The 21,995-nt window shown below is 63.8% G+C and carries 16 protein-coding genes; 9 read left to right on the top strand and 7 right to left on the bottom strand.

What is annotated here, in order from left to right:
• The first annotated feature begins 24 nt into the window (after positions 1-24).
• A complete protein-coding gene (locus O9Z63_RS11495) occupies positions 25-2,460 on the top strand; it encodes a glycoside hydrolase family 31 protein (protein ID WP_270125364.1) in 2,436 nt (811 codons plus the stop codon).
• A gap of 124 nt (positions 2,461-2,584) precedes the next feature.
• Here O9Z63_RS11495 and O9Z63_RS11490 read toward each other — a convergent pair whose 3' ends face one another.
• Together O9Z63_RS11490 and O9Z63_RS11485 are read right to left on the bottom strand one after the other, a co-directional pair.
• Complete coding sequence (locus O9Z63_RS11490; protein ID WP_270125363.1) at positions 2,585-5,032, bottom strand: reprolysin-like metallopeptidase; 2,448 nt, start codon at positions 5,030-5,032, stop codon at positions 2,585-2,587.
• A gap of 362 nt (positions 5,033-5,394) precedes the next feature.
• Positions 5,395-6,285: a hypothetical protein gene (locus O9Z63_RS11485; RefSeq protein ID WP_270125362.1), complete on the bottom strand. Its 891-nt coding sequence runs from the start codon at positions 6,283-6,285 to the stop codon at positions 5,395-5,397.
• A gap of 239 nt (positions 6,286-6,524) precedes the next feature.
• Here O9Z63_RS11485 and O9Z63_RS11480 point away from each other — a divergent pair, with 239 nt between their 5' ends.
• Positions 6,525-7,508, top strand: coding sequence for a fasciclin domain-containing protein (locus tag O9Z63_RS11480; protein ID WP_270125361.1), 984 nt, complete (start codon positions 6,525-6,527; stop codon positions 7,506-7,508).
• A gap of 157 nt (positions 7,509-7,665) precedes the next feature.
• Positions 7,666-9,231: an alpha/beta fold hydrolase gene (locus tag O9Z63_RS11475; protein WP_270125360.1), complete on the top strand. Its 1,566-nt coding sequence runs from the start codon at positions 7,666-7,668 to the stop codon at positions 9,229-9,231.
• A 154-nt stretch (positions 9,232-9,385) separates the two neighbouring features.
• Here O9Z63_RS11475 and O9Z63_RS11470 read toward each other — a convergent pair whose 3' ends face one another.
• The 4 genes from O9Z63_RS11470 to O9Z63_RS11455 all read right to left on the bottom strand — a co-directional run bounded on the left by O9Z63_RS11470 (position 9,386) and on the right by O9Z63_RS11455 (position 13,770).
• Positions 9,386-10,588, bottom strand: a complete 1,203-nt coding sequence (locus O9Z63_RS11470) for an esterase/lipase family protein (RefSeq protein ID WP_270125359.1) — start codon at positions 10,586-10,588, stop codon at positions 9,386-9,388.
• On the bottom strand, positions 10,585-11,496 hold the full coding sequence (locus O9Z63_RS11465; RefSeq protein ID WP_270125358.1) for a T9SS type A sorting domain-containing protein: 912 nt from the start codon (positions 11,494-11,496) through the stop codon (positions 10,585-10,587). The genes O9Z63_RS11470 and O9Z63_RS11465 overlap by 4 nt, the downstream gene beginning before the upstream one ends.
• A 291-nt stretch (positions 11,497-11,787) precedes the next feature.
• Positions 11,788-12,699, bottom strand: a complete 912-nt coding sequence (locus tag O9Z63_RS11460) for a T9SS type A sorting domain-containing protein (protein WP_270125357.1) — start codon at positions 12,697-12,699, stop codon at positions 11,788-11,790.
• Positions 12,700-12,933: 234 nt separating this feature from the next.
• On the bottom strand, positions 12,934-13,770 hold the full coding sequence (locus tag O9Z63_RS11455; RefSeq protein ID WP_270125356.1) for a rhomboid family intramembrane serine protease: 837 nt from the start codon (positions 13,768-13,770) through the stop codon (positions 12,934-12,936).
• Between the two features lie 275 nt (positions 13,771-14,045).
• On the opposite strand from O9Z63_RS11455, the gene O9Z63_RS11450 reads away from it, so the two are divergent.
• The gene (locus O9Z63_RS11450) at positions 14,046-14,900 is read left to right on the top strand and encodes an FkbM family methyltransferase (protein WP_270125355.1); all 855 of its coding nucleotides are present in this window, start codon (positions 14,046-14,048) and stop codon (positions 14,898-14,900) included.
• 15 nt (positions 14,901-14,915) lie between these two features.
• Here O9Z63_RS11450 and O9Z63_RS11445 read toward each other — a convergent pair whose 3' ends face one another.
• Positions 14,916-15,761: a hypothetical protein gene (locus O9Z63_RS11445; RefSeq protein ID WP_270125354.1), complete on the bottom strand. Its 846-nt coding sequence runs from the start codon at positions 15,759-15,761 to the stop codon at positions 14,916-14,918.
• A gap of 161 nt (positions 15,762-15,922) precedes the next feature.
• Between O9Z63_RS11445 and O9Z63_RS11440 the strand changes: the two genes are divergently transcribed.
• From O9Z63_RS11440 to O9Z63_RS11420, 5 genes are all read left to right on the top strand, one after another.
• A complete protein-coding gene (locus O9Z63_RS11440) occupies positions 15,923-16,216 on the top strand; it encodes a hypothetical protein (RefSeq protein ID WP_270125353.1) in 294 nt (97 codons plus the stop codon).
• A gap of 76 nt (positions 16,217-16,292) precedes the next feature.
• Positions 16,293-17,615 (top strand): serine hydrolase, encoded by a 1,323-nt coding sequence (locus O9Z63_RS11435; protein ID WP_270125352.1) that lies wholly within the window; start codon positions 16,293-16,295, stop codon positions 17,613-17,615.
• Positions 17,612-18,235, top strand: a complete 624-nt coding sequence (locus O9Z63_RS11430; protein ID WP_270125351.1) for a M15 family metallopeptidase — start codon at positions 17,612-17,614, stop codon at positions 18,233-18,235. Before O9Z63_RS11435 ends, O9Z63_RS11430 begins: the two co-directional genes overlap by 4 nt.
• Before the next feature lie 134 nt (positions 18,236-18,369).
• Positions 18,370-20,157, top strand: coding sequence for a glycoside hydrolase family 10 protein (locus tag O9Z63_RS11425; protein WP_270125350.1), 1,788 nt, complete (start codon positions 18,370-18,372; stop codon positions 20,155-20,157).
• Positions 20,158-20,245: 88 nt separating this feature from the next.
• Positions 20,246-21,925, top strand: a complete 1,680-nt coding sequence (locus O9Z63_RS11420; RefSeq protein ID WP_270125348.1) for a T9SS type A sorting domain-containing protein — start codon at positions 20,246-20,248, stop codon at positions 21,923-21,925.
• Positions 21,926-21,995 lie beyond the last annotated feature (70 nt).

Here is a 21,995-nt window from a genome sequence, read left to right as displayed (position 1 = left end):
GCTTTTCCCAGCCCGACCTTCCTCATGAACGAGCACAACATTCAGGAAAACAACTACATGCTGAACGACCTGGCCGCGAAAGCGAAGCAGGAGTTCTTTCCCGGCAAAGTAGTGGCCAGCCAGCAGGACGGCTCCGATTTCGTTTTCCGCTGCGACAACGGGGCCCAGCTCCGGCTGGAGGTCATCACCGATAAAGTTCTGCGCTTCCGCTACGCCTCGGAGGTGGGGTTTGCGCCCGATTTCAGCTACGCCTTCCCCAACGGCGTACCCGCCCGCCAGGCGCCCGAGTTTCTGGAGTTCCGGGAGCGGCCCGACCACTACCGCATCACCACCGACCGCCTGATCTGCACCGTAGCCAAGGACGGCCTGAAAACCCGCGTGCTCGACCGCTCCGGCAACACGCTGGTGCAGGACGAGAAGGGCTACCACTGGGAGTACGACTACGACACCGGCAACGACATCGTGAAGATGAGCAAGCAGGTGCAGAGCGGCGTGCACTACTACGGCCTCGGCGACAAGCCCGACAACATGAACCTGCGCGGCAAGCGCTTCACCAACTGGGGATCTGATACCTACGGCTACGTGAAGGGCTCCGACCCGCTCTACAAGAACATTCCGCTGTACCTGGAGCTGCAGCAAAAGATTGCCCACGGCATCTTCTTCGACAACTCCTTCAAGGCCAGCTTCGACTTTGCCGCGGAGCGTGCCGACGTCACCAGCTTCTGGGCCCAGGGCGGCGAGATGAACTACTACTTCATCTACGGCCCCAGCCTGCTCGAAGTGACCGAGGAATACACCCGCCTGACCTGCCCGCCCGAGCTGCCGCCGCTGTGGGCGCTGGGCTACCACCAGTGCAAGTGGAGCTACTTCCCCGAATCTAACGTCAAGGAAATTGCCAAGGGCTTCCGCGACCGGCAGATTCCCTGCGACGCCCTGTACCTCGACATCGACTACATGGACGGGTACCGCTGCTTCACCTGGAGCCCCACGCACTTCCCCGAGCCCAAGCGCATGGTGCAGGAGCTGGCCCAGGACGGCTTCAAAACCATCGTCATCATCGACCCCGGCATCAAGATTGATCCCAACTACCGGGTGTTTGCCGAGGGCCTGGAAAAAGACGTGTACTGCCGCCGAGCTGATGGCCCGCTGATGAAAGGCTCGGTGTGGCCCGGCCTCTGCAACTTCCCCGACTACACTCGCCCCGACGTGCGCGAGTGGTGGGCCGGCCTGTTCAAGGGCCTGATTGAGGAAACCGGCGTGCGCGGCGTCTGGAACGACATGAACGAGCCGGCCGTGTTCGAGAAGGGCACCTTCCCCGATGACGTGCGCTTCGACTACGACGGCCACCCGGCCTCGCACAAAAAGGCCCACAACATCTACGGCATGCAGATGGCCCGCGCCACCAACGAGGGCGTGAAGCAGTTCAGCTACCCCAACCGGCCGTTCACCATCACGCGCAGCACCTATGCCGGCGGCCAGCGCTACTCCTCCGCCTGGACCGGCGACAACATTGCCTCCTGGGAGCACCTGTGGCTGGCTAACATCCAGTGCCAGCGCCTGAGCATCTCGGGCTTCAGCTTCATTGGCTCCGATATCGGAGGCTTTATTGATACGCCCGACGGTGAGCTGTACGTGCGCTGGGTGGCGCTGGGCGCCTTCCACCCGTTCTTCCGCACCCACTCCAGCGGCGACCACGGCGACCAGGAGCCCTGGAGCTTCGGCGAGAACTTCATGGAGCTGGCCCGGGGCTTTATTGAGCTGCGCTACCGCCTGCTGCCCTACATGTACAGCACATTCTGGCAGTACGTGAGTCAGGGTACGCCCATGCTGCGCCCGCTGGCTTTCCTCGACCAGACCGACACTGACACCTACCTGCGCATGGCCGAGTTCAGCCTCGGCGACCACCTGCTGGTGTGCCCCATCACGCAGGCCGGCGCCGACGGCCGCTGGATGTATCTGCCCCGCGGTGACTGGTTCTACTACTACACCGACGAAGCCAAGAGCGGCGGTGCCGAAGTGTGGGCCGCCGCCGGCCTCGACCGGATTCCGCTGTTTGTGCGCGCCGGCGCCGTTATTCCGATGTATCCGGTGCAGCAGTACGTGGGCGAGAAGGTGATTGACGAGGTGACGCTGCACGTCTACTACAAAGCCGGCCAGGAAAGTAGCGTGCTCTACGACGACGGCGGCGAAGGCTACGGCTACCAGAGTGGCCAGAGCACCACCCGCCGCTTCACCGTGACCGGCACCGAAAGCGGCCTGCTGCTGCAGCAAGCCACCGAAGGCGACTACCAGCCCAGCTTCACGCGCTACCGCGTGGTGCTGCACGGCCTGCCCTTCCAGCCCGCCGCCTACAGCACCGACGGCCAGCCCGCCGAGGCTGTAGCCGTCACCCTCGAAACCGGCCTCACCCTGCCCGGCGTAGTCGTAGATGCCACGTTCACGGAGCTGGTGGTTGGGTAGAAATACGGCTGCCAGTCATGCAAGAGCGGAGCCGAGACGTCCCGCCCGTGTAGTAACCTGAGTACTACACGGGCGGGATGTCTCGGCTCCGCTCTTGCTTTCTGAGGCTAAGGAAGTTTGTGGCTTACTGCACCAGCAGCCGCTGTGCCTGGCCGCCGCTGCGCACCAGATACACGCCCGGCGCTAGGCCGGTGGGCAACTGCAGCTCCAGCGGCCCGGCCGGCGCGGTAGCCGTCAGCAGCACCCGGCCCGAGAGGTCGAGCAGCTGCACGGGCTGGCCGGCGGTGAGGCCTGCCACGGTCAGGTGGTCGTGGGCGGGGTTGGGCCACACCTGCAGGGTGGCGGTGCGGGCACCCACCACGGCCAGCACCCGCACCGGCGACAGAGTTTCGGTGCCGTTGAGGTCGGTCTGGCGCAGGCGGTAGTAGACGGTGCTGCTGCCATAGGCCGGCAGGCGTGGGTCCAGGAAACGGTAAGTGGCAGGGGCGGCGCTGCTGCCACGGCCGGTCACCCAGCCAATCTGCCGGAAATCGGTGCCGTTTGTTGATGCTTCCACCGCAAAGCCCCGGTTGTTCTGTTCAGAGGCCGTGGTCCAGCTCAGTTCGGCGGCGTTGGGCCGGGCGTCGGCTGTGAAGCTGCTCAGCTCCACCGGCAGCGGCCCGGCCAGGGTGAGGTTGGCATCGTTGACATCAAAAAAGACGTTGCCGACGGCCTCTATCTTCAGGCGACCTTGCGTGGTGGTGAGGCGCGGCAGCTGCACCTGCGCTGAGCCGGTGTTGGGCGTGCTGGCCAGCAGCACCGTCGGAAACGTCTGGCCGCCGTCCGTGGAAAACAGAATGCGCACCTCGGCGCAGCTCACCGGGGCCTGGTTGGTGCCCAGTACGTCCCAGGTGACGGTGTAGGTGCTGCCGGGGGCCGCCGAAATAGCCGTATTGGGCGCCGTAACCCGGAATGGCCCCGCGGCGGCCACGTTCAGCGCGACGTTGGCGGCTGCCACGCCGCCGCGGTTGTCGCGGGCCGTGAGGCGGAAGTTGAGCGTGCGGGCCACCAGCGGCAATATTTCCCCCAGCGAAGCCGTGTTGCTCAGCACCGCCGACAGCGTCGGGAACGTGCGGGCAGGGCTGGCCACGGGCGCGAAGCTGCGAAATAGGGGCGGGCCGCTGGCATCGGTGGCGGCGCTGGCCAGGCTGGTGGTGGTGCCGAGGTCCAGCTCTTCCCAGGAATAGGCAAGGGCGTCGCCGTCAGGGTCGGAGCCGGTGCCGGCCAGGGTGAAGGGCGTGCCCTGCGGAATGGTGTAGGTGCTGGGCGGCACACTCACGCTGGGCGGCTGGTTGCCAGTGGCGCTCAGCGTGCCGCAGGTCAGCCGGGGCAGAATGGCGCTGAGGCTGCCCGCGTGGAAAAACCGGATGGCACTGCCTACGTTGTCGGGGGGGCAGCGCGAGTCGTATGACATGATGGTGTTGCCGGCGCCCGGCTCGTAGGCCAGCTCGGGGCTGCGGTTGCCGCCGCCGCAGTTGCCCTGGTCGCCGTTGAAGGTGTGGCCCGAGCCGAGCTGGTGCCCGATTTCGTGGGTCGTGACGGTGGCGATGCTACTGGCCGAACTGCCGGTGGAAGAGCCGCCGGCCTTGAGGCCGCTGGAGCTGCGGCAAACCACGCCCACGTAGGCCACGCCCGAGTAGCCGTTGCTGCGGTAGCCCAGCACGTGGCCCAGGTCGTAGCTGGCCGAGCCGATGGCATTGTCGACCACGGTGCGGTTGGTTTCCATCAGGGCCGTGGGGCTGGCATTGTCGTAAGGGTCGGTGGCGGCGTCCAGGAAAATCAGCTGGTCGGTGTTGGCCACCAGCTGCAGGCGCAGGGCCAAGTCGCGCTCATACACGGCGTTCATCGAGCTGACCAGCGCCACCATCGACGTCAAAGTGCCCTCCACGGTGCCGCTGCCCAGGCGCTGCACATACTCGCCGGTGGCGGCCATGGCCACGCGCAGCGTGCGGAGCTGCCCGCCGTAGGGCGCCGGCGCGGCGGGCGGAGTGCCGCCGGCCGGCCGCTGTGCCTCGCCCGGCACCGGCAGAGCCCGACAGTCGAATTCCGGCACCTCACTGGTGCGGCTCTGGTAGCGGCCGGGCGTATCAGCCTCGGCCTGCACGCTGACGGTGCCGGTCAGCCCCAGCACTTGGGCGTGCAGGCCGGCTGGGGTCCATTCTAGGCGGGCCGTGGTGCCGGGCTCGTCGAGGCTACGGGCGGCGTAGGTGCGGATATGCGGGTACCGGGCGGCCAGCGCCGGCGCCATCACCGGCACCTGCGTCACGGCAAAGCGGTGCAGCTGGCCGTCGGGGTAGGGGAGTTCCAGCGTCACGGCCTGCTCAGGCCGGGTTTCCGGCGGGGCCAGGGCTAGGCGCTGGGCCAGCCGGGCGGTATCGAGGCTGTACCAGCGGGCCGATGTGGCTAGCGGCCCCCGAGCCGCCGGTGCGGCTACTTCCTGCCACAGCGCATCAGCAGCAGACTGCGCTTGGGCGGCACCGGCCGGAAACAGAAAAGCAAGCAACAGGGCAGCACTCCAATAGCGGTATTTCATGGTAGGCGGGTTGGGTACAGAAGGCGGGAACCGGCAGGCCGAATGCCGCCGCCGGCTGCCACATGGCAGCCACACAACGCGAAATAATCATGAAAAATTTAAGCGGGCTGTAAGTTGGTGTTTTGATAATGTGCTGTTAATGAGAGTTTATATAGGATAATTCTATTTGCGCTTGAATTTATTATGCAATATTCCTGGCATGTTGCTAGATGAATATCAACTTAGTCCTATGATCTAAGTACCGGTGAAATAGATTTGTACTGTGCCAGTACAAGCGCCAATGTCCGGAAAGCCGTCGGCCCCGGTGCCAGCCTCCAAGGAAGCTGGCACCGGGGCCGACAGGGTACGTGTTGAAGCGTGTGCTAGAAGTTGTAGGCCACCCCGGCCGATACGCCGGTAGACTTGCCCAGATTGCGTCCGGCCACGTACGTCGCCGCGCCCACCGTCAGGCCGAAGCCCTTCGCCAGCGGACGGAACGCGCTGACGCCCAGGCGTACATAATCGACGCGGGTGGCGGGGAAGAAGCCCGTGAAGCCCGGCTGCAGAATATCGGTGCCGCTCTTGTCTGACTTCTGGAAGGAAGCCAGGGCGTCGACGTACAGCTTCGGGCCGGCGTAGCCTACCTTGGTTTCGGCCACGAAGGCGTTGGGGGCGCTGTTGTCTCGCAGGCTGTAGCCGGCCTGGCCGGTCACGAACACACCCGACAGCGTTTTGAGGTGCACCACGCCCTGGCCCGACACCTTACGCGCGCCGTTGCCGATGGCAATAATGTAGCCCAGCCCGCTTTCCGACTTATAGTCGCTCACGGGCGTGCTGCCGCTCACCACGCCCAGCACATCCAGCACGTTGGTCCCGATTTCAGTGGAGAACAGCTTGGCTTTCAGAAGCAGCGTAATATCCTGCAGGCCAGCGCGCTTGTTCACGTAGCCCTGCTCGCGCAGCACCTGTTCGTCGGCAAAACCCTTCGACTGAATGTAGGGCAAGCTCACTACGGCTTCCAGCTTGTCGGTGATGCCGTAGCTGCCGTACAGGTTCACGGAACTGACCTCTACTTTGTCGAAGATGGGTACGCGGTTGATTTTTTCCGGAGCGAGGTACACGCTCTGGTAACGCTCCAGCGTGCCCGAGACAACCACGGAGCCATGGCCCTTGCCGGGCAAAAATCCGCTGACCAGACTTTGGGCGCGGCCTGCCGATGCCGTGGCGAAGCTCAACAGGGAAAAAGCAAGTAGAAAACGGTAGGTGTGTTGCATAAAAGCGCGGTGTTAAAGGGCAAAACTACGGAAACTCTTCAGGAAATTATTCTAGACAGCTACCTTTGAGGCTTGTCTCAAAACAGGAACTGTGTTGGTACATCATAATATCCTGCTTTACGTACCAGGTACCCGCACCGGATTTAGGACGAAGTAAATCCGGTTGCATTTTTTTTTCGTTACTGAAATGCCCACGGGTCTCATCTGTTCCAATAACCCTTATTTACACCTCATTGCTCATGAAAAGAATCGTACCCACCTGGTTTGCCGGCTTAGCCCTGAGCGCCATGGTTTTGGCAGGATGCCAGAAAAACGATGAGCTTGACCCAACCATTGCCGGAGTAGCCGTCACGAATCCTGATTTCCAGATTCTGGAAGACGCGGCAATCCGCGGTGACGTCGTGTCAATTTTGTCCAATAAGAACCCCGGCGACCCGCAGGGCAATTTCACCGTGTTTGCCCCCACCAACGCGGGCTTTGGCCGACTGGGCCTGAACTCGGCTTCCGACCTACTGACCTTGCAGCAGCCGTTTCTGCGCAGCACGCTGCTGTACCACGTAACCGGCGGCACGCTCAGCAGCGCCGACCTACGGGCCGGTGTTGTTTCGCCGTCGGCGCTGGGGCCGAACCGCCGGATTATCAGCCGCGGCGGCAGCCTCTACGTCAACGGTTCGCGCATTGTGGCCACTGACGTGCGCGCCTCCAACGGCACCGTTCACGCCGTGGATAAAGTGCTGCTGGCCACCGGCGCCGACATTGTGCAGTCGGCCGTGGCGCTGAAGGATGCGCAGGTGTTTACCCGGCCCGAGCTGAGCTTCTTGGTGGAAGCCGTGCTGTACTGCAATCTGGCTGGTGCTCTGTCGGCCACGCCCGGCAGCGCGCCGCTCACCGTCTTTGCCCCCACCGACCAGGCGTTCAAAGACCTGGGCGTGGCGCTGAACGTGCCCTTGAACGTGCCGGCTGATATCCGCAAGCTCCCACAGGCCACCGTGACGGCCGTGCTGCTCAACCACGTAGTACCCGGCGGCCAGTTCACGCCCGAGCTGCCCGAAAACAGCAGCGTCACTACGGCCGGTGGCGGCCGCCTGGCGCTGGGCGCCTTCAGCAACGGCACGCTTTCGGTGAAAGGCGCCAACAATGCCACGCCAGCCACCATGGTCATTCCGGATGTGCAGTGCACGAACGGCGTGGTGCACGTCATCGACCGGGTTTTGCTGCCGTAAGGCAAGTGCATTAACCGAGCAGAACTACCGGTTCGGCGGCTATCCGTGGCTGCCGGTCCGATAGTGGTTTCAGGCTGGCCGGCCGCTACCGTATTTGCCGGCCAATACGCGTCGCCGGCCAGGTGCCGGCCGGGTGTACTGCTTATTCTCTGCCATTATGAAAAAGTTGGTTTTCGGCTCTACGTGGGTCGGATTTGTGCTGCTCTTGTTTTTGCTCCTGTTGATTGGGGCCAATGCCCGGGGCCAAGCTCCGGCTGCCGTCCGTCATTCACTGGAAGGCCAGTGGAGAGGGGCGCTGACGGTGCCCGGCGGCAGCCTGCCGCTGGCCATCACCGTTACGGAACTGGCCGATGGCAACCGGTTTGCCGTACTCGATGTGCCCATGCAGCGCGTCAACCGGGAGCCGATGACCGTGACGCCGCGCGGCGATACGCTGCTGTTTGAGGCCGAGCAGGCCGGCTGCCGCTTTGTGGGCCGCCGCTCCGCCGATGGCCAGCAGCTGCTGGGCGTGTGGCAGCAGCCCGGCTACTCCACGCCGCTCACGCTGCTGTTTGTGCCGCCAGCCGTGCCGCAGGCTCCCAAAGCCTTCAAGTTCCCGCCGCCCTACCGCGTAGAGGAAGTAACGGTGCCCAACGATACCGACCACCTGCAGCTGGCCGGTACCCTGACCGTGCCGGCCGGCGAGGGGCCGTTTCCGGCCGTGGTGCTGCTCTCCGACCAGGACAGCCAGAACCGCGACGCGCAATACGGTGACTTCGCCCTGTTTGGCAACTTGGCCGACTACCTCACCCGCCGCGGCGTGGCCGTGCTCCGCCTCGACGACCGGGGCGTCGGCAAATCGGGCGGCGACTCGGCTACGGCTACCGTGGCCGCCCGCCTCCACGACGCCCAGGCAGCCCTGAGCTTTCTGCGCACCCGACCCCTGATTGACGTGGCCCATCTGGGCCTGATCGGGCACGGGCAGGGCGGCAACGTGGCCCTGCTGGCGGCAGCGCAACCATTGCCTCCCAACTTCACGGTGTCGCTGGCCGCTGCCGGCCTATCCGGCACCGACCTGCTCTCGGAGCAGCGCCCGTCGCTGCTGCTGCGGGCCGGCGCCGCCGATACGGCCCTGCTGAGCTTGGCCCGCCGCCAGGATGTGGCCCGCCAGCAGGCCCAGGTTCAGGCTGATAAGATGCGGGCTTCGGGCTCCAACTCGGCGCAGGTGGCCACGTTTCTGGAGCAGCAACGCCTGCGCCAGAAAGTAGAGGACAAGAAGCGTATGGATGCCCAGCGCAAGCGCCGTCGTACTATGCTCGACATCATCGCCAACAGCCCCGACGCCTCCCAGGCTCAGGCCATCGTGGCGAACATGGTGCGGCAGGACCAGCCCGGCCTACCCCCGGAAGCCGTGCAGGCCGCCGTGGCCCGCCTCACCTCGCCCTGGTACCGCGACTACGTGAAGCTGGACCCGCGCCCGGAGCTGGGCAAAGCCCGGGGCGCCGTGCTGCTGCTGCACGGCACCGCCGACGACATGGCCGAGGCCCAGACTAACTTGGAGCTGCTCGGCAAGGCTCTGAAAGGCAATGCCCGCGTAACCACTCAGAAAATCGAGGGGGCCAACCACCTCTTCCAGGCCCCCACCACCGAGTGGCCGCTGATCAACGGCCAGCCCCGTCCGGTGGTGTCCACAGCTACCCTCGAAGCCATGCACACCTGGATTATGGCCCGCGCGAAAGAGTAAGCCAAACATAGGTGTCTAAGGTCCCTGCAATCATAAAAGCCGCCCAAACTTCCTTCTGTAAGGGACAGTTTGGGCGGCTTTTTTATGGCCTTCGATACGTGAAGCCCGGCGTTCTGGTGGCTTCAATCGGCTTTTCTGATGCAGCCTAAGGCTCTTATTGCAGCCGGTCGCGCAGGTACTGGTACACCTCAGGGTTGGAGAGGAGCGTACCGTGGTGCAGCTTCGGGAACACGCGGGTGCTGATCTGCTGCTCGGGTGGCAGAGCCGGGTCGCCAAATACACGGCCCAGGGCGCTGCCGGCCCCCACAAGGCCGTCGCCGAAGTAGTCGTGCAGGGCGGAGTTGGCCGATTTCAGCAGGGAGCCCACCAGCACGTGGTAGCGCACGCCGGGCAGCGGCGGCACCAGTGTGCGGGGCGGAAACAGGTCGTCGGCATGCGGGTCCTGCCAGTCGTCGTCTACCAGAATGGCGTGGCGCAGGTCTTTGATGCCGTTGCTGCGCTTATCAATCAGGCCACTGATGAAGCGGGTGGGGCGCAGGTTGATTTTGCGCAGCACCACCGACGTGAAGTGGCTGTTCTGCTCCAGAAACGAGCCGTCGTTGGGCACGCCCAGCAGAAACACGTCCTGCAGGTGCGTGAGCCACGAAATGCCGGTTACCGCCACTGCCGCTTGGGCCGCATAATAGCCCGCCGACCGAATAACCAGCCCGCCCATGCTGTGTCCCACCAGCGAAAGCCGGCCGATGGCGTCGGGGTAGGCTTCGAGCAGCTCCGTGAGCAGGGCGTGGAGCAGCTGGCCGTTCTGGGAGATGTGCAGGCCGGTGTTGTAGCGCACGTAGAGGCACACCACGCCGGCTTCCTGCTGCAGACGCGGGCCGTAGCGCAGGCCGCCTTCGCCCGAGCCGGCCTGCCAGATCACCTCGTCGCCCATGAGGCCGTGCAGAAATACCACCACTTTGCGCGGCCCTTTGGTGCCGGGCGTGAGGCGTAGCGCCGACACTGGCACATCGGCGGCGTGGCGGCGGAAGCTCATCCGGATGGCCCGGCGGTCCTGGCGCTCGGCCAGCTGGTCGCCGAAGGCCCCGTTGAGCACCGGCAGTGTGAAGTGGATATTTTCCTGCCCCGTGCGGTAGAGAAAGCCAGCCGTGTTGAACGGTACCGTAGCGGCCCGCCCCACCGCCCGGATGGCCCGCTTCCAGCGCGACGGCGCCGCGTCCGGCAGCTCCTGTCCGGCCGGCGGGTCGTCGGTGGGGGCGGGCGGGCCGGCGGCCGCGGGGACGGCGTCGGGTGGGGGCAGGGCGCCCGGGGTAGAGGAGGAAGGAGCCGACGGCTCGGGCAGGGACGGTTGTTCGGTCACGGAATCAGGAGTTTGCGCAGCAGCGGGCCAGCGGGGGAGCTGAGGTGCAAAAGATACACACCCGCCGGCATTCCGCGTAAATCTACGCGGCGGCCGCTGGCTTCGTTGAGCGGCGCGGCCGGTTGCTGCCGTATCAGCTGGCCTTGGGCATTAAACACCCGGTAGGATGCGGTGGACACCGCGGGCTGCTGCGCTGAAGCCAACACAAATTCACCCGACGCGCTGGGGTTGGGGTAGACACTGAGGGCGGCCTGCGTGGCAGCCGGGGCCGAGGTGGCGGCTACCGCACCGGTCAGCCCAATGTCGTCCACCCACAGCGAGGAGCTGGCCATCACGCCGCCGGTGCCGCACAGAAAAAACAGCCGCAGTGAGTCGGGCGCCAGGCCCGCGGCGTAGCCTATTGGCAGCGAAAACTGGCCGTAGCCGGCCCGCGCCGGCAGAATGGCGGCCCCGGCCCCTACCACCTGGGCAGTAGGGCCGCCGCCCCGGGTCAGGGCCACATACACGCCGGCCGAGTCGTTGGCGGAGAGCGTGAGCTTGTACCAGAACTGCAGCGTAGCGGGCCGCCCCGTGAACGGAATGCCGCCGATGCCGAAGGTGTTGGAATTGACAAAGCGCGAGCCCAGAATCAGAAACGACGGAAACGGCACCCCGAATACTGTTTTGCTTTCCAGCTTGGCCGCGAAGCTGCCGGAGTTGCGGTCGGTGCTTTTCGTGACGGTGCCCAGCGTCAGGGGCAGGCCCTGCCCGGAGTAGATGGCGTCGGTGGTCAGCCAGTTGGCGGGGTATTCGGCGGCGCCCTGGGTGATCCAGCTTTCCAGGCCCCCGTTGGGCACACTCTGGGCCGAAACCGGCCCCATTCCAACGAAAAGAAACAGCCAAAGAACAGTAAGGAGTAGCGTTTTCATAGCCGGCAGACAGTAAGGTGCGAACAGACCAGACGGCCCTTCCGCCGGCCTGTTATAAAGATACCAGCTATACAGGCAAGGGTGAATCACATAAACAGGTGATAGGCAAAAGGTTGTGCCTGAAATGATGCGCCGGGCACAGGGCAAAAAAAACTTCCGCCGGCAGCCGCCGGCGGAAGGACTCTGAGTAGTAGATGTGCTGAGTATTCAGGTAGTCTTTACTGAATTGACGATCAGGTAATTGATAGAAATTTCTGATTGATTAAGTTTTAGCAGTTATTGAGTGCGGGCTTAGCGGATAAGCTTGCGCGTAACAGGGCCGTCGGGGGTGTTGAGTTGGAGCAGGTAGACGCCGGCTGGCAGGCCACGCAGGTCTACGGGGCGGCCGCCAGCCGTGCCCAGCGGCGCGGCAGTGGCCGTGCGCACCACCCGGCCCGTGGCGTCGGAGAGGGTGTAGGGGGCAGTAGCCACCGCTGGATTTGCCACCGACGACAGCCGGAATTCGCCGCTGGGGCTGGGGTTGGGATATACCGTGAGGGCCGCGTCGAGGGCTGGGTTTTTGGCCGCCTGCACGGTACCGGTCAGGCTCACGTCGTCGATGAACAGCGCGGTGCCGGCGGTGATGTTGTTGGCCAAGCCAGAAGCAAAAAATATCTGCAGCGTATCCGGCGTATCGGCGCGGCGGTAGGTGAGGGGCAGGGTTACTAAGGTGTAGCCGGCCTGAGGCGCCAGAATCTGGAAGGCATCAGCTACGATTTCGGGGTTGCCGTTGACCGTTTTGAAAAGTGCTACCTGAACCCCAGCCGAGTCAGCTGCCGGGCCAGTCATTTTGTAATAGAACTGCAGATTGGCTGGCCGGTTGGTATAGGGAATACCGCCACCAAGCGTATTGGTGTTGCCAATGCGCGTGCCGAGCAACAGAACACCAGGGAAATTATCCTGAAAGTTCTGCGTCTCCAGTTTGGCTGCAAAACTGCCGCCGCGCTTATCCGTGGACTTTACCGTAGTGTTGGTGGAAAAAGGCAGCGGCCCCACCAGCGCTGAAATGATATCGTCGAACGTCAGCCACGATTGAGGCGACTCGAAAAGCCCACGCTGGCTCCAGGTTTCGAGGGTGCCATTCGGAATCGCCTGCTGCGCCACGGCGCCGCTGCTGCTGAACAAGGCCAGAATACCGGCCGCAACGGGTAATAAAGATTTCATAGAAAAGAAAGAAAGGGTGAATGAGTAACGGGTAATGCCAACGAATTACAAATTCCTAAGCTGTATACGTCTCGCTAAAATTATGCCGCCCTTCTACCGCTTCGCTAAAAAAAAGTTCCTTTTCGTAAATAAAAAGCAAGAAAAATATATATGATTCTGAATTGCAGATAGATAAAATCGGCTGTTCATGCGCAGGCTTCAGGAAAACCGCCCCAGCCGGAGCGTTGGCCGGGGCTAGCGGTGCTTCAGCGTGCTCAGCAAGCCCGCGACCAGGCCGGTAGCCAGCCCCCCGAGGTGGGCCGCGTTGTCGGTGCCGGCTGGGCCGGCCAGGCCCCCCACCAGGCTGCCCAGCGCGAAGTACAGCAGCAACCCCAGCAGGCCGGCTCGCTCCTGGCGGCTAAGCGCGGCCCCGCGCCCCAGCAGCAGCGCCAGCACTAGCCCATACAGCCCAAAAATGGCGCCCGAAGCCCCCACGGAGTTAACACCCTGGCTGTGCCACCACAAGCTAGCCAGGCTGCCGCCCACGCCACTCAGCAGATACACCAGCAGCCACCGGAGGCTCTCGGCTTTGGCCTCGGCCATCAGGCCCAGCAGCAGCAAGGCGCTCAGGTTGAGGAAAAGATGGGCCGGCCCGCCGTGCAGAAAAGTGCCGCTGAGCAGCCGCCAGGGCTCGGCCACCACCAGCCCCGAGAAATTGGAGCCCCAGGCAATGAGGTCGGAGCCGGCAGGTGCCAATAGATTTACGCCACCCAGAACGCCCATGGCGCCATACGCCAGCAGGTTGGCCAGCAGCAGCAGCGGGGTAACGAAATACCCCCGGCGGGGCCGGAAAACGGCCTGCACCAGCCGGGCGGCCTGCCGCAGCGTGCTGCCCTCGGGCTCCGCTACCGGTGAGGCTGGCGGCGGTCCGGCTGCGGCAGCCGGCAGCTCGGCCGGAATCAGGCCGCGGCGCTGCAGCTCCTGCACTGCCGCCGCGCCCACGGCCGGGTACCGGGCGGCCTGCCGGGCCAGGTGCAGCAGCTCGGCGTCGGTTTTGTGCGCAAAAGGAGATTCGGGAGCCGGGATTTCCATAAGGCAGAACTCAGAAGCTCAGCGCTATCAAGAACCAGCCCACGCCCGCAGCCGGCGACGCACTCTGCCAGAACCGGCCAACAGTGCCTAACAGCCGCGCATATGCAACGTGTTCAGTCTGCCACGCTGCCCGTGATTAGCGGTAGCTGTATAGTAACTATTTTTATAAAGTATTATCTTTTTAATGAATGTGCAGGCAGTAAATTTAACTATATTTAGGCTTTTGTGATCTGCTCCTTTGCCCTCCCACCACGCCTTTTTGTCATTTATTCTTGATGTCGGTTTCTGCTCGTCTGCGAGCTCAGGCACAACAGCGCCTAGCTACCTCCCTGTACCGTAATGCCCGCTCCCGGGCCCTGTTCACCCAGGCCGGCGTAGCCCTTAAGGAAAGCCGCGTGAGCTTCCGGCAGTTCTTTTCGTGGTCGAGCCCGGTTTCCTCGGGTTTGCGCAGCCTGAAATATGTGCTGGTAGCCCTGCTACGCCTGCCGCTGGGGCGCAGCGTGCGGCTGAGCTACGGCTACACCGGCGAAGACCGCCTGATTGAGTCGCTGCTCAAGCCCCTGGTGACCCACAACGGGTTCTACGTGGAGGTTGGCTGCAACGAGCCCCGCTTCATTTCCAACACGTTTCTGCTGTACCGGCGCGGCTGGCGCGGCATCTGCATCGATGCCAATGAAAAGCTGATCCGCAAATTCGGCCGCATCCGCCCCCGCGACCAGGCTGTGTGCGCCTTTGTGTCGCACGAGCCCGAGCCGCTGACGTACCTGGAGTTCAGTAACAACGTGCTGTCGACGGCCGACCCGCAGTACGTGCCGCAGTATCTGGCGCAGGGCGAGGAGATTGAGCGCACGCGGCAGGTGCAGCCCCGCACGCTCACGGCCATCCTGCAGGAGTGCCACGCGCCCGCCCGCTTCGATTTGCTCACGATAGACGCTGAGGAGTTCGACCTTTCTGTGCTGGAATCCCTGGATTTCGCGGCCTACCGGCCCCGGCTGGTGATGGTGGAGGCCGAGGATTTCGACCCGCTGCATCCGCTGCAGCACCCCATCAGCACGTTTCTGCTGGCCCGCAACTACCGCTTCAAAGGCAGCATCCTCAAGAACCTGTACTTCCTCGACGAGGCGGCTTAAGCCAGGGTAGTTGATTTACAGCGTACCGCGCCGCAGACGGGCGGTCCATTTGTCGCGGCTGAGCAGGGCCTCCCGCATCACGGTGGCCGAATCCTGCAGCCTGACGAGCTGGGGCGTGTAGATGGGCAGGCCATTGCCGTAGCGGCCACTCAGGTTCTGCAGTAGATCCATGCGCAGGTAGGCGGCGCGACGCATCAGCTCCACCCGTTCGGAAAGTACGGGCGTGAGCTTGTGGTCGTAGGCCAGGGCTTTGTTGAGGCGGTGCCATTCTTCCAGCACGGTGCTGGCCTGGCCGGGCAGGGTGGCGTCGGGCTGAGTGGTGCGCAGCGGCCGGAGCAGGTAGGTGCTCTGGTTTTCGGCTTTCCAGTAGCGCTCTGCCAGCCGCCGGTACTTGCGCGTAGCCACCGTGTCGCGGGTGCGCTCGACGGCGGGCAGCTGGCGCAGCTCCTGCGCAATCTGGGTGCGCGTGAGCGAGTCGAAGGCCGGAATTACGCGGGTCTGCACGGTTTCCAGCACGGGCGGGCCGGCTTCTTTGCGGGCCTGCTCGGCGGCCTGGCGGCGGGCGGCCTGCTGGTTTTGCCAATAGATCAGCCCGCCAAGCAGCAGGGCCACCAGCACGCCTATCCACAGGGCCGGGCGCTGCCACAGGGCCGGCGCCGGCTCGTCATCGGCATACACCGGCAGGTGGCTGCCCATCGGTTGTGACTCCGTGGTTGGGTCGGGGCTGATGCCGCGGCGGCGCAGCTCCCGGCGGGCCGTGTTTACCAGGTCAGTATGATACAGCTCCGGGTTGCGGGCCAAGTACAGCAGATCAGCGTCGGTTTTTTGCTGGATAAATTCGGAATCAGAAGGAGAGGACATGTCGGGGTAAAAGCAGCCAGAAAGAATAATCGGCTTCCAAGTTGGCAAAAAGCCTCCGGACTATCACGCCCGCCTGCCAACGCCAGCGCCAGCCTGCGCGTATAGACAGGCAGCGCGGCCATCAAGCCGCGACGCTGCTTCATCTTCTTACTTCCCTTCCCATGAGCGCCGACCAAACTCCAAATTCCGACCAGAACGCCCAAACCACACCCAACGCAGCTTCCGAGCAGGAAGGCCGCCAGCTGAGCACCGGCGGTAAAATTCCTGCCCAGCACGACGCCGACGCCCAGGCCAGCGGCAACCCCGAAGCCACCAGCACCCAGCAGAACATGGGCGATGGCAGCGGCATCCGCGGCGACTACGGCAACGCCAGCCAGACCAACGGCGCCGAAGGCACCTCGGACGCCAACGACGAAGGCGCCCCGAAAAAGAAAAACGACCAGTGGGCTGAATAAGGCCCGAACCGCGAAAGTCTGTTTCGCGGCAGTGACAAGCGGCCCTCATGTGGCGGAAGACTTTATCTTTCGCCGCATGAGGGCTTTTGTTTTTTCGCTGACTGCCGCCGCCGCGCTGCTGGTGCCGGCCGGGCCGGCTACAGCCCAGCGCGGCCGCAACCCGCTTACGGAGCTGCTGCAGGCCGATACGGCCCGTTTCGGCCGCATCCTGCGCGACCCGGCCGCTTACCGCGTACAGATCTTATACACCCAGATCAACCGCGACGGGCGCGGGCGGCCGCACTTCCGCACTTTCCGCTACGGGGCGCCGGCCACTCAGTATTTCTACCCGGCCAGCACCGTGAAGCTGCCGGCCGCCGCGCTGGCGCTGCAGAAGATGCGCACCCTGCGCGCCCAGGTGCCGGAGCTGGGCGCCGCCTCGCCGCTACGCATCGACACCGCGTTTGCCGGCCAGACCGCCGTACTGCGCGACACCACCGCCCGGAGCGGGCGCGCCAGCATCGGACAGTATATCCGCAAGGTGCTGCTGGTGAGTGATAATGACGCCTTTAACCGGCTCTATGAGTTTGTGGGGCAGCAGGAGCTGAACGAGCAGCTGCGCCGCCGCGGCCTGCCCGAAACGCGCCTGATTCATCGGCTTTCCGTCGGCGACCAGGAGCCGGGCTCGCGCCACACCAACCCGCTGGCTTTCTACGCCGATACCACCCTGAGCCGGCCGCTCTACGTGCAGCCCGCTGCCTACAACGCCCAGCCGCTGCCGCCGCTGCCCGCCACCGATTTCCGGATCGGGCGCGGCTACATGCAGGGCGGGCGCGCCGTGGACGGGCAGGAAAACACAGTGCTGGTGCCCGAGCCGCTGGATCTGGGCAGCAAAAACTATTTCCCGCTGGCAGAGCAACAGCAGGTGCTGCGGGCGCTGCTGTTTCCGGAGGCCGTGCCGGCCAGCCAGCGGTTTGCGCTGGCCGAGGCCGACTACCGCTTCCTGCACCGCTACCTCTCCATGCTGCCCCGCGAAAGCCAGGCCCCGCGCTACGACGTGGCCCATTTCCCCGACACCTACGCCAAGTTTCTGCTGGGCGGCGGCGGTATCGCGCCGCTGCCGCCGGGCGTGCGGGTGTTCAATAAAATCGGGCAGGCGTATGGCTTCCTGATTGACAACGCCTACGTCGTGGACCTGGAGCGCAACGTGGAGTTCCTGCTTTCGGCCGTCATCTACACCAACTCCGACGGCATCCTCAACGACGACAAGTACGACTACGATACCATCGGCTTTCCGTTTCTGCGCGACCTGGGCCAGGCCGTGCTGCGCTACGAGCAGCAGCGTCCCCGCCGCCACGCCCCCGACCTTGGCCGCTTCCGCCTCGACTACCGCGCCACTCCCACCGACGACGCCCCATGACTGAGCCGACTCCCGCCGGCCCGCGCGTGCTCAGCGCCGCCGAGTACCGCCAGCTGGTGCAGCGCCACCCCGACCACGCCCTGGTGAACCTGGCGGAGGTGGTGCCGGGCCTGCGCTTAGATATCCGCTACGCTACGCCCCACAACCTGCTGGGCGCGCCGCTCTACGCCCACGCCGCCGCGCTGCTGGCCCGGCCCGCCGCCCTGGATCTGATGCGAGTGCAGGCTGCCCTGGCCCAACACGGCGCCGGCCTGCTCGTGTACGACGCCTACCGGCCCTACCGCGCCACGGTGCGCCTCTGGGAAAAAGTGCAGGACGAGCAGTACGCCGCCCCGCCCTGGCGCGGCTCCCGCCACAACCGCGGCGCCAGCCTTGACGTGGGCCTCGTGGACCTGGCCACCGGCCGCCCGCTGCCCATGCCCACCGATTTCGACGACCTGACGCCCGCCGCCCACACCGCCTACGAGCCCGTTTCCGCGCCGGCCCGCCGCCACCGGGCCTGGCTGCTGGCCGCCATGAGCGCGCACGGCTTCGTCAATTATCCGGGCGAGTGGTGGCACTTCGACCACCACCGCTGGGCGGAGTTCGACTTGCTGGACGTGCCGCTGGAAGCGCTGTAGGGGCGGGTTGCCAATTGCCGGACCGGAACCGGCGGCGCGGGCTGACCTATGCCGGCATGGCAATCCTTTCTGCCGCATACCAATCCGGCCGCTTATGTGCGTAATTTGCAGGCTGATTCCCTGTTTTCGTGCTGATGTTCCGACTGTTTGCCGCTGGCCGCCTCGCTCTTTTTCTGCTTTTGACTTCCGGCCTGCTGGCCGCCTCCTGCCGCCCCGCCACCGCCGCCGATACGCCGCCCAAGCGCGAGCTGCGCGGCGTCTGGATTGCCACGGTGGAAAACATCGACTGGCCCAGCGCCCGCACCCTCTCGCCGGAGCAGCAGCGCCGCGAGTACATCCGCATGCTCGATGCCCAGCAGCGCAACGGCATCAATGCCGTGTTTGTGCAGGTGCGGCCCGCGTCGGATGCCTTCTACCAAAGCAGCCTTGAGCCCTGGAGCAAGTGGCTGACCGGCACTCAGGGCAAAGCGCCCAACCCCGCCTACGACCCGCTGCCCTTCCTGATTGAGGAAGCCCACGCCCGCGGCATGGAGTTCCACGCCTGGTTCAACCCCTACCGGGCCACCATGGACACCGTGACGCACCGGCTGGCCGCCAATCACCCATACCGCCAGCATCCGGAGTGGTTTATCCGCTTTTCGGGCAAGCTGCTCTACAACCCCGGCCTGCCGGAAGTGCGCCAGTACATCAACCGCGTGATTCTGGACGTGGTCAGCCGCTACGACATCGACGGCGTGCACTTCGACGATTACTTCTACCCATATCCCGAAGCCAACCAGACCATCCACGACGAGGACGCCTTCGCCCGCTTCAACCCCGACAACCTGAAGCTGGCCGACTGGCGCCGCCAGAATGTGAACCTGCTCATCCGCGACCTGCACGCCTCCATCCAGGGCACCAAGCGCTGGGTGAAGTTCGGCATCTCGCCCTTCGGCGTGTGGCGCAACCAAGCCACCGACCCCAACGGCTCGGCCACTAAAGCCTTCCAGGGCTACGATGGCCTCTATGCCGACGCGCTGGAGTGGGTGCGCCAGGGCTGGGTTGACTACCTGCTGCCGCAGCTCTACTGGAGCTCCAATTTCAAGGTGGCGCAGTATCCGGTGCTGGTGGAGTGGTGGGCGCGCAACGCCAACGGCCGCCACCTCTACATCGGGCACGGCGCCTACCGCATGCTGGAAAACACCAAGGCCGACACCACCTGGCGTAACCCGCGCGAGCTGCCCCGCCAGATTCGCTTCAACCGCACGTTCCCGGCCGAAGTGGGCGGCAGCGTGTTCTTCAGCGCGAAGTCGTTGCTTGCCAACGCGCTGCATACTACCGACTCGCTGCGACAAAACCTGTTCCATTATCCAGCGCTGGTGCCCACCATGCCCTGGCTGGATGCTGTGCCGCCCCGCCCGGCCCAGGGCCTGACCCTCACGGCCGCGCTGCCCGCCAACATCCTCACCTGGCAGCCCGCCCCGCCCGCCGCCGACGGCGACCTGGCGGCGTACTACGTCATCTACCGCTTCGAGGACGGCGAAACGCCCACCCCCAACGACCCGCGCCGCATCCTGACCGTGGTGCGCCCCCGTACCGGCGGCCTGCTGGCCTACACCGACACCGCGGCCCGCATCGGCCACGCCTATGCCTACTACCTCACGGCCGTGGATAGGCTGCACAACGAAAGCCGCCCCGTGAGCGTGCGCAGCACCGGCCGCCCCGGCGAAATCATTTTGGCCCAGGCCCCCGCCGAAACGCCCGCGCCACCCGCTCCGGTAGCCACCGCGCCAGTGCCGGCGGCCCCGCCCGTAGTGGTGCCCACGCCGCGCCCAACGGCCACGCGCCCCGCCGCTTCCGCCGGCACCGTCACGAAGGTGAAAACCAAAGTCAAGCCCAAGAAAAAGCGCGGCTTCTTCAGCCGGATATTTGGCGGCCGGTAGTCTGTAGAAAACCGCCAGCGAAAAAGCTGGAAATCAAGTGCTGAATTTATATTGATGCTCTACTAGTAAGCTTAATTCTATATACTAGATGAAATGCAATAATTTTTTCGAGAAAGCCAATGGCTTGCGCAAATGCATCAAGCAGATAGCACGTTCCCTAAATCGATGGACGTTAGGTAGTGCATATTTGATGGCACTTACAGGATGCCTTTTGATGAGTCTGACGACCCAGGCGCAAAACACTCCTACTAAAATTTGGGACCGAATTTCGGGTGGAAATCAAAACGATACACCATCAGCAATGGTGGCCACTCGGGATGGGGGCTGCCTGATTGGTGGGACGGCATACTCTGGAGCGACCGGTAACAAAACCCAGCCGAGCCGGGGTAGAAGTGATTACTGGCTGGTAAAGCTTGATGCAGCCGGTACAAAACAGTGGGACCGGCGCTATGGCGGAGACAACATAGAACTACTGCAGAGTCTGCACCCTACGGTAGATGGGGGGTATTTGCTCGGCGGCGAGTCTTATTCCAATAATAGCGGTGATAAAACCGCTGCCAACCCGCAAACGGATGGTTCTGCTTTTTGGGTCGTGAAAATAGATTCAGTAGGCAACTTGCTGTGGGATGCCACTATTCTTGGTAGTGGCGCGCAAGGGCTGTGCGCTATGATAGATACGCAGGAGGGCAGTCATCTACTGGCTGGTTCTTACGTGTTGCGTGCTGAATATGAATACAATATAACGAAACTAACCAATGAGGGCGTGTACGAATGGAATCGTTCCTATGGGGGCTCTGACGACGATATGCTCAAAGCCGTATATCGCACCCGGGATGCGGGATTCCTGTTGGCGGGCTACTCTAAGTCGCCGGTAAGTGGAGAGAAAACCCAGCCCAGCCGGGGCAACGATGACTACTGGCTGCTGAAAGTTGATGCCTTTGGGCGCCCGGAATGGGACCGTACCTACGGCGGACCGGGTATCGATCAGCTCAGCAGTCTGGTGCCCACGGCTGATGGAGGATTCCTGCTGGGCGGAACCTCCACCTCCGGTGTAGGAGGAGAGCACAGCCAGCCCAGTCGTGGTGGCCGCGACTACTGGGTGGTGAAGATTGACTCGCTGGGAGCCAAGCAATGGGACCGGCGCTTTGGTGGCAGTGCTGACGATAAGCTGACGGCCTTGCTACCCTTGGGCTCCAATGCCTTCCTGTTAGGCGGCACGTCAGTTTCGGGCGCATCTGGTGACAAAACGCAGTCTTCGTGGGGACGGGAAGACTACTGGCTGGTCGCAATTGATGCGCAAGGCACCCTGCAGTGGAACCAGCGCTATGGCGCCGATGATATTGACGAACTACAGGCAATGGCCCTCATCAAGGATGGCCATGTAGCAATCAGTGGCTATTCCACGTCTGGCCGCAATGGCGACAAGTCAAATTTCAACTTCGGCATTGCCAACTACTGGACCCTGAAACTGCGCTTAGCAACTCCGTTAGCCACATCCGCTTCCATCGGTGACAGAGTGCTAATGATATATCCTAATCCGGCGCATCAGCAAATGACTGTGCTGCTGCCGTCGGCACCAGTGCCAAGCGGCACTATCCACCTGCGCGATATGGTGGGGCGCCTCATTGCGCAACGGCCCGTAACCGCACTGGAGCGGCAACAGGGCCAGGTGCTCTTATCTGTTGGGCAACTTCCAGCGGGAATGTACCAAGTCCAACTAGTTTCTAAGGAACAACCCGCATTCACCAGTCGAATCGCGGTCCAGTAGGTAGCCGTCCTTTCCTGTCACTAGTACAGCACGCAGCTTATCAGCATCTATAGGCTCAGATAAGTACTTT

Origin of the sequence: Hymenobacter yonginensis, from assembly GCF_027625995.1 — a bacterium.
GTDB lineage: Bacteria > Bacteroidota > Bacteroidia > Cytophagales > Hymenobacteraceae > Hymenobacter > Hymenobacter yonginensis.
The sequence above is the reverse complement of the archived record's forward strand: the minus strand, read 5'-3'. Positions and strand labels throughout refer to the sequence as shown.

Bases quoted from the DNA above. Each gene is read 5' to 3' on its own strand.
- O9Z63_RS11495 (WP_270125364.1), top strand. From the start codon at position 25: ATGAACGAGCACAACATTCAGGAAAACAACTACATGCTGAACGACCTG.
- O9Z63_RS11490 (WP_270125363.1), bottom strand. From the start codon at position 5,032: ATGAAATACCGCTATTGGAGTGCTGCCCTGTTGCTTGCTTTTCTGTTT.
- O9Z63_RS11485 (WP_270125362.1), bottom strand. From the start codon at position 6,285: ATGCAACACACCTACCGTTTTCTACTTGCTTTTTCCCTGTTGAGCTTC.
- O9Z63_RS11480 (WP_270125361.1), top strand. From the start codon at position 6,525: ATGAAAAGAATCGTACCCACCTGGTTTGCCGGCTTAGCCCTGAGCGCC.
- O9Z63_RS11475 (WP_270125360.1), top strand. From the start codon at position 7,666: ATGAAAAAGTTGGTTTTCGGCTCTACGTGGGTCGGATTTGTGCTGCTC.
- O9Z63_RS11465 (WP_270125358.1), bottom strand. From the start codon at position 11,496: ATGAAAACGCTACTCCTTACTGTTCTTTGGCTGTTTCTTTTCGTTGGA.
- O9Z63_RS11460 (WP_270125357.1), bottom strand. From the start codon at position 12,699: ATGAAATCTTTATTACCCGTTGCGGCCGGTATTCTGGCCTTGTTCAGC.
- O9Z63_RS11455 (WP_270125356.1), bottom strand. From the start codon at position 13,770: ATGGAAATCCCGGCTCCCGAATCTCCTTTTGCGCACAAAACCGACGCC.
- O9Z63_RS11450 (WP_270125355.1), top strand. From the start codon at position 14,046: ATGTCGGTTTCTGCTCGTCTGCGAGCTCAGGCACAACAGCGCCTAGCT.
- O9Z63_RS11445 (WP_270125354.1), bottom strand. From the start codon at position 15,761: ATGTCCTCTCCTTCTGATTCCGAATTTATCCAGCAAAAAACCGACGCT.
- O9Z63_RS11440 (WP_270125353.1), top strand. From the start codon at position 15,923: ATGAGCGCCGACCAAACTCCAAATTCCGACCAGAACGCCCAAACCACA.
- O9Z63_RS11435 (WP_270125352.1), top strand. From the start codon at position 16,293: ATGAGGGCTTTTGTTTTTTCGCTGACTGCCGCCGCCGCGCTGCTGGTG.
- O9Z63_RS11430 (WP_270125351.1), top strand. From the start codon at position 17,612: ATGACTGAGCCGACTCCCGCCGGCCCGCGCGTGCTCAGCGCCGCCGAG.
- O9Z63_RS11425 (WP_270125350.1), top strand. From the start codon at position 18,370: ATGTTCCGACTGTTTGCCGCTGGCCGCCTCGCTCTTTTTCTGCTTTTG.
- O9Z63_RS11420 (WP_270125348.1), top strand. From the start codon at position 20,246: ATGAAATGCAATAATTTTTTCGAGAAAGCCAATGGCTTGCGCAAATGC.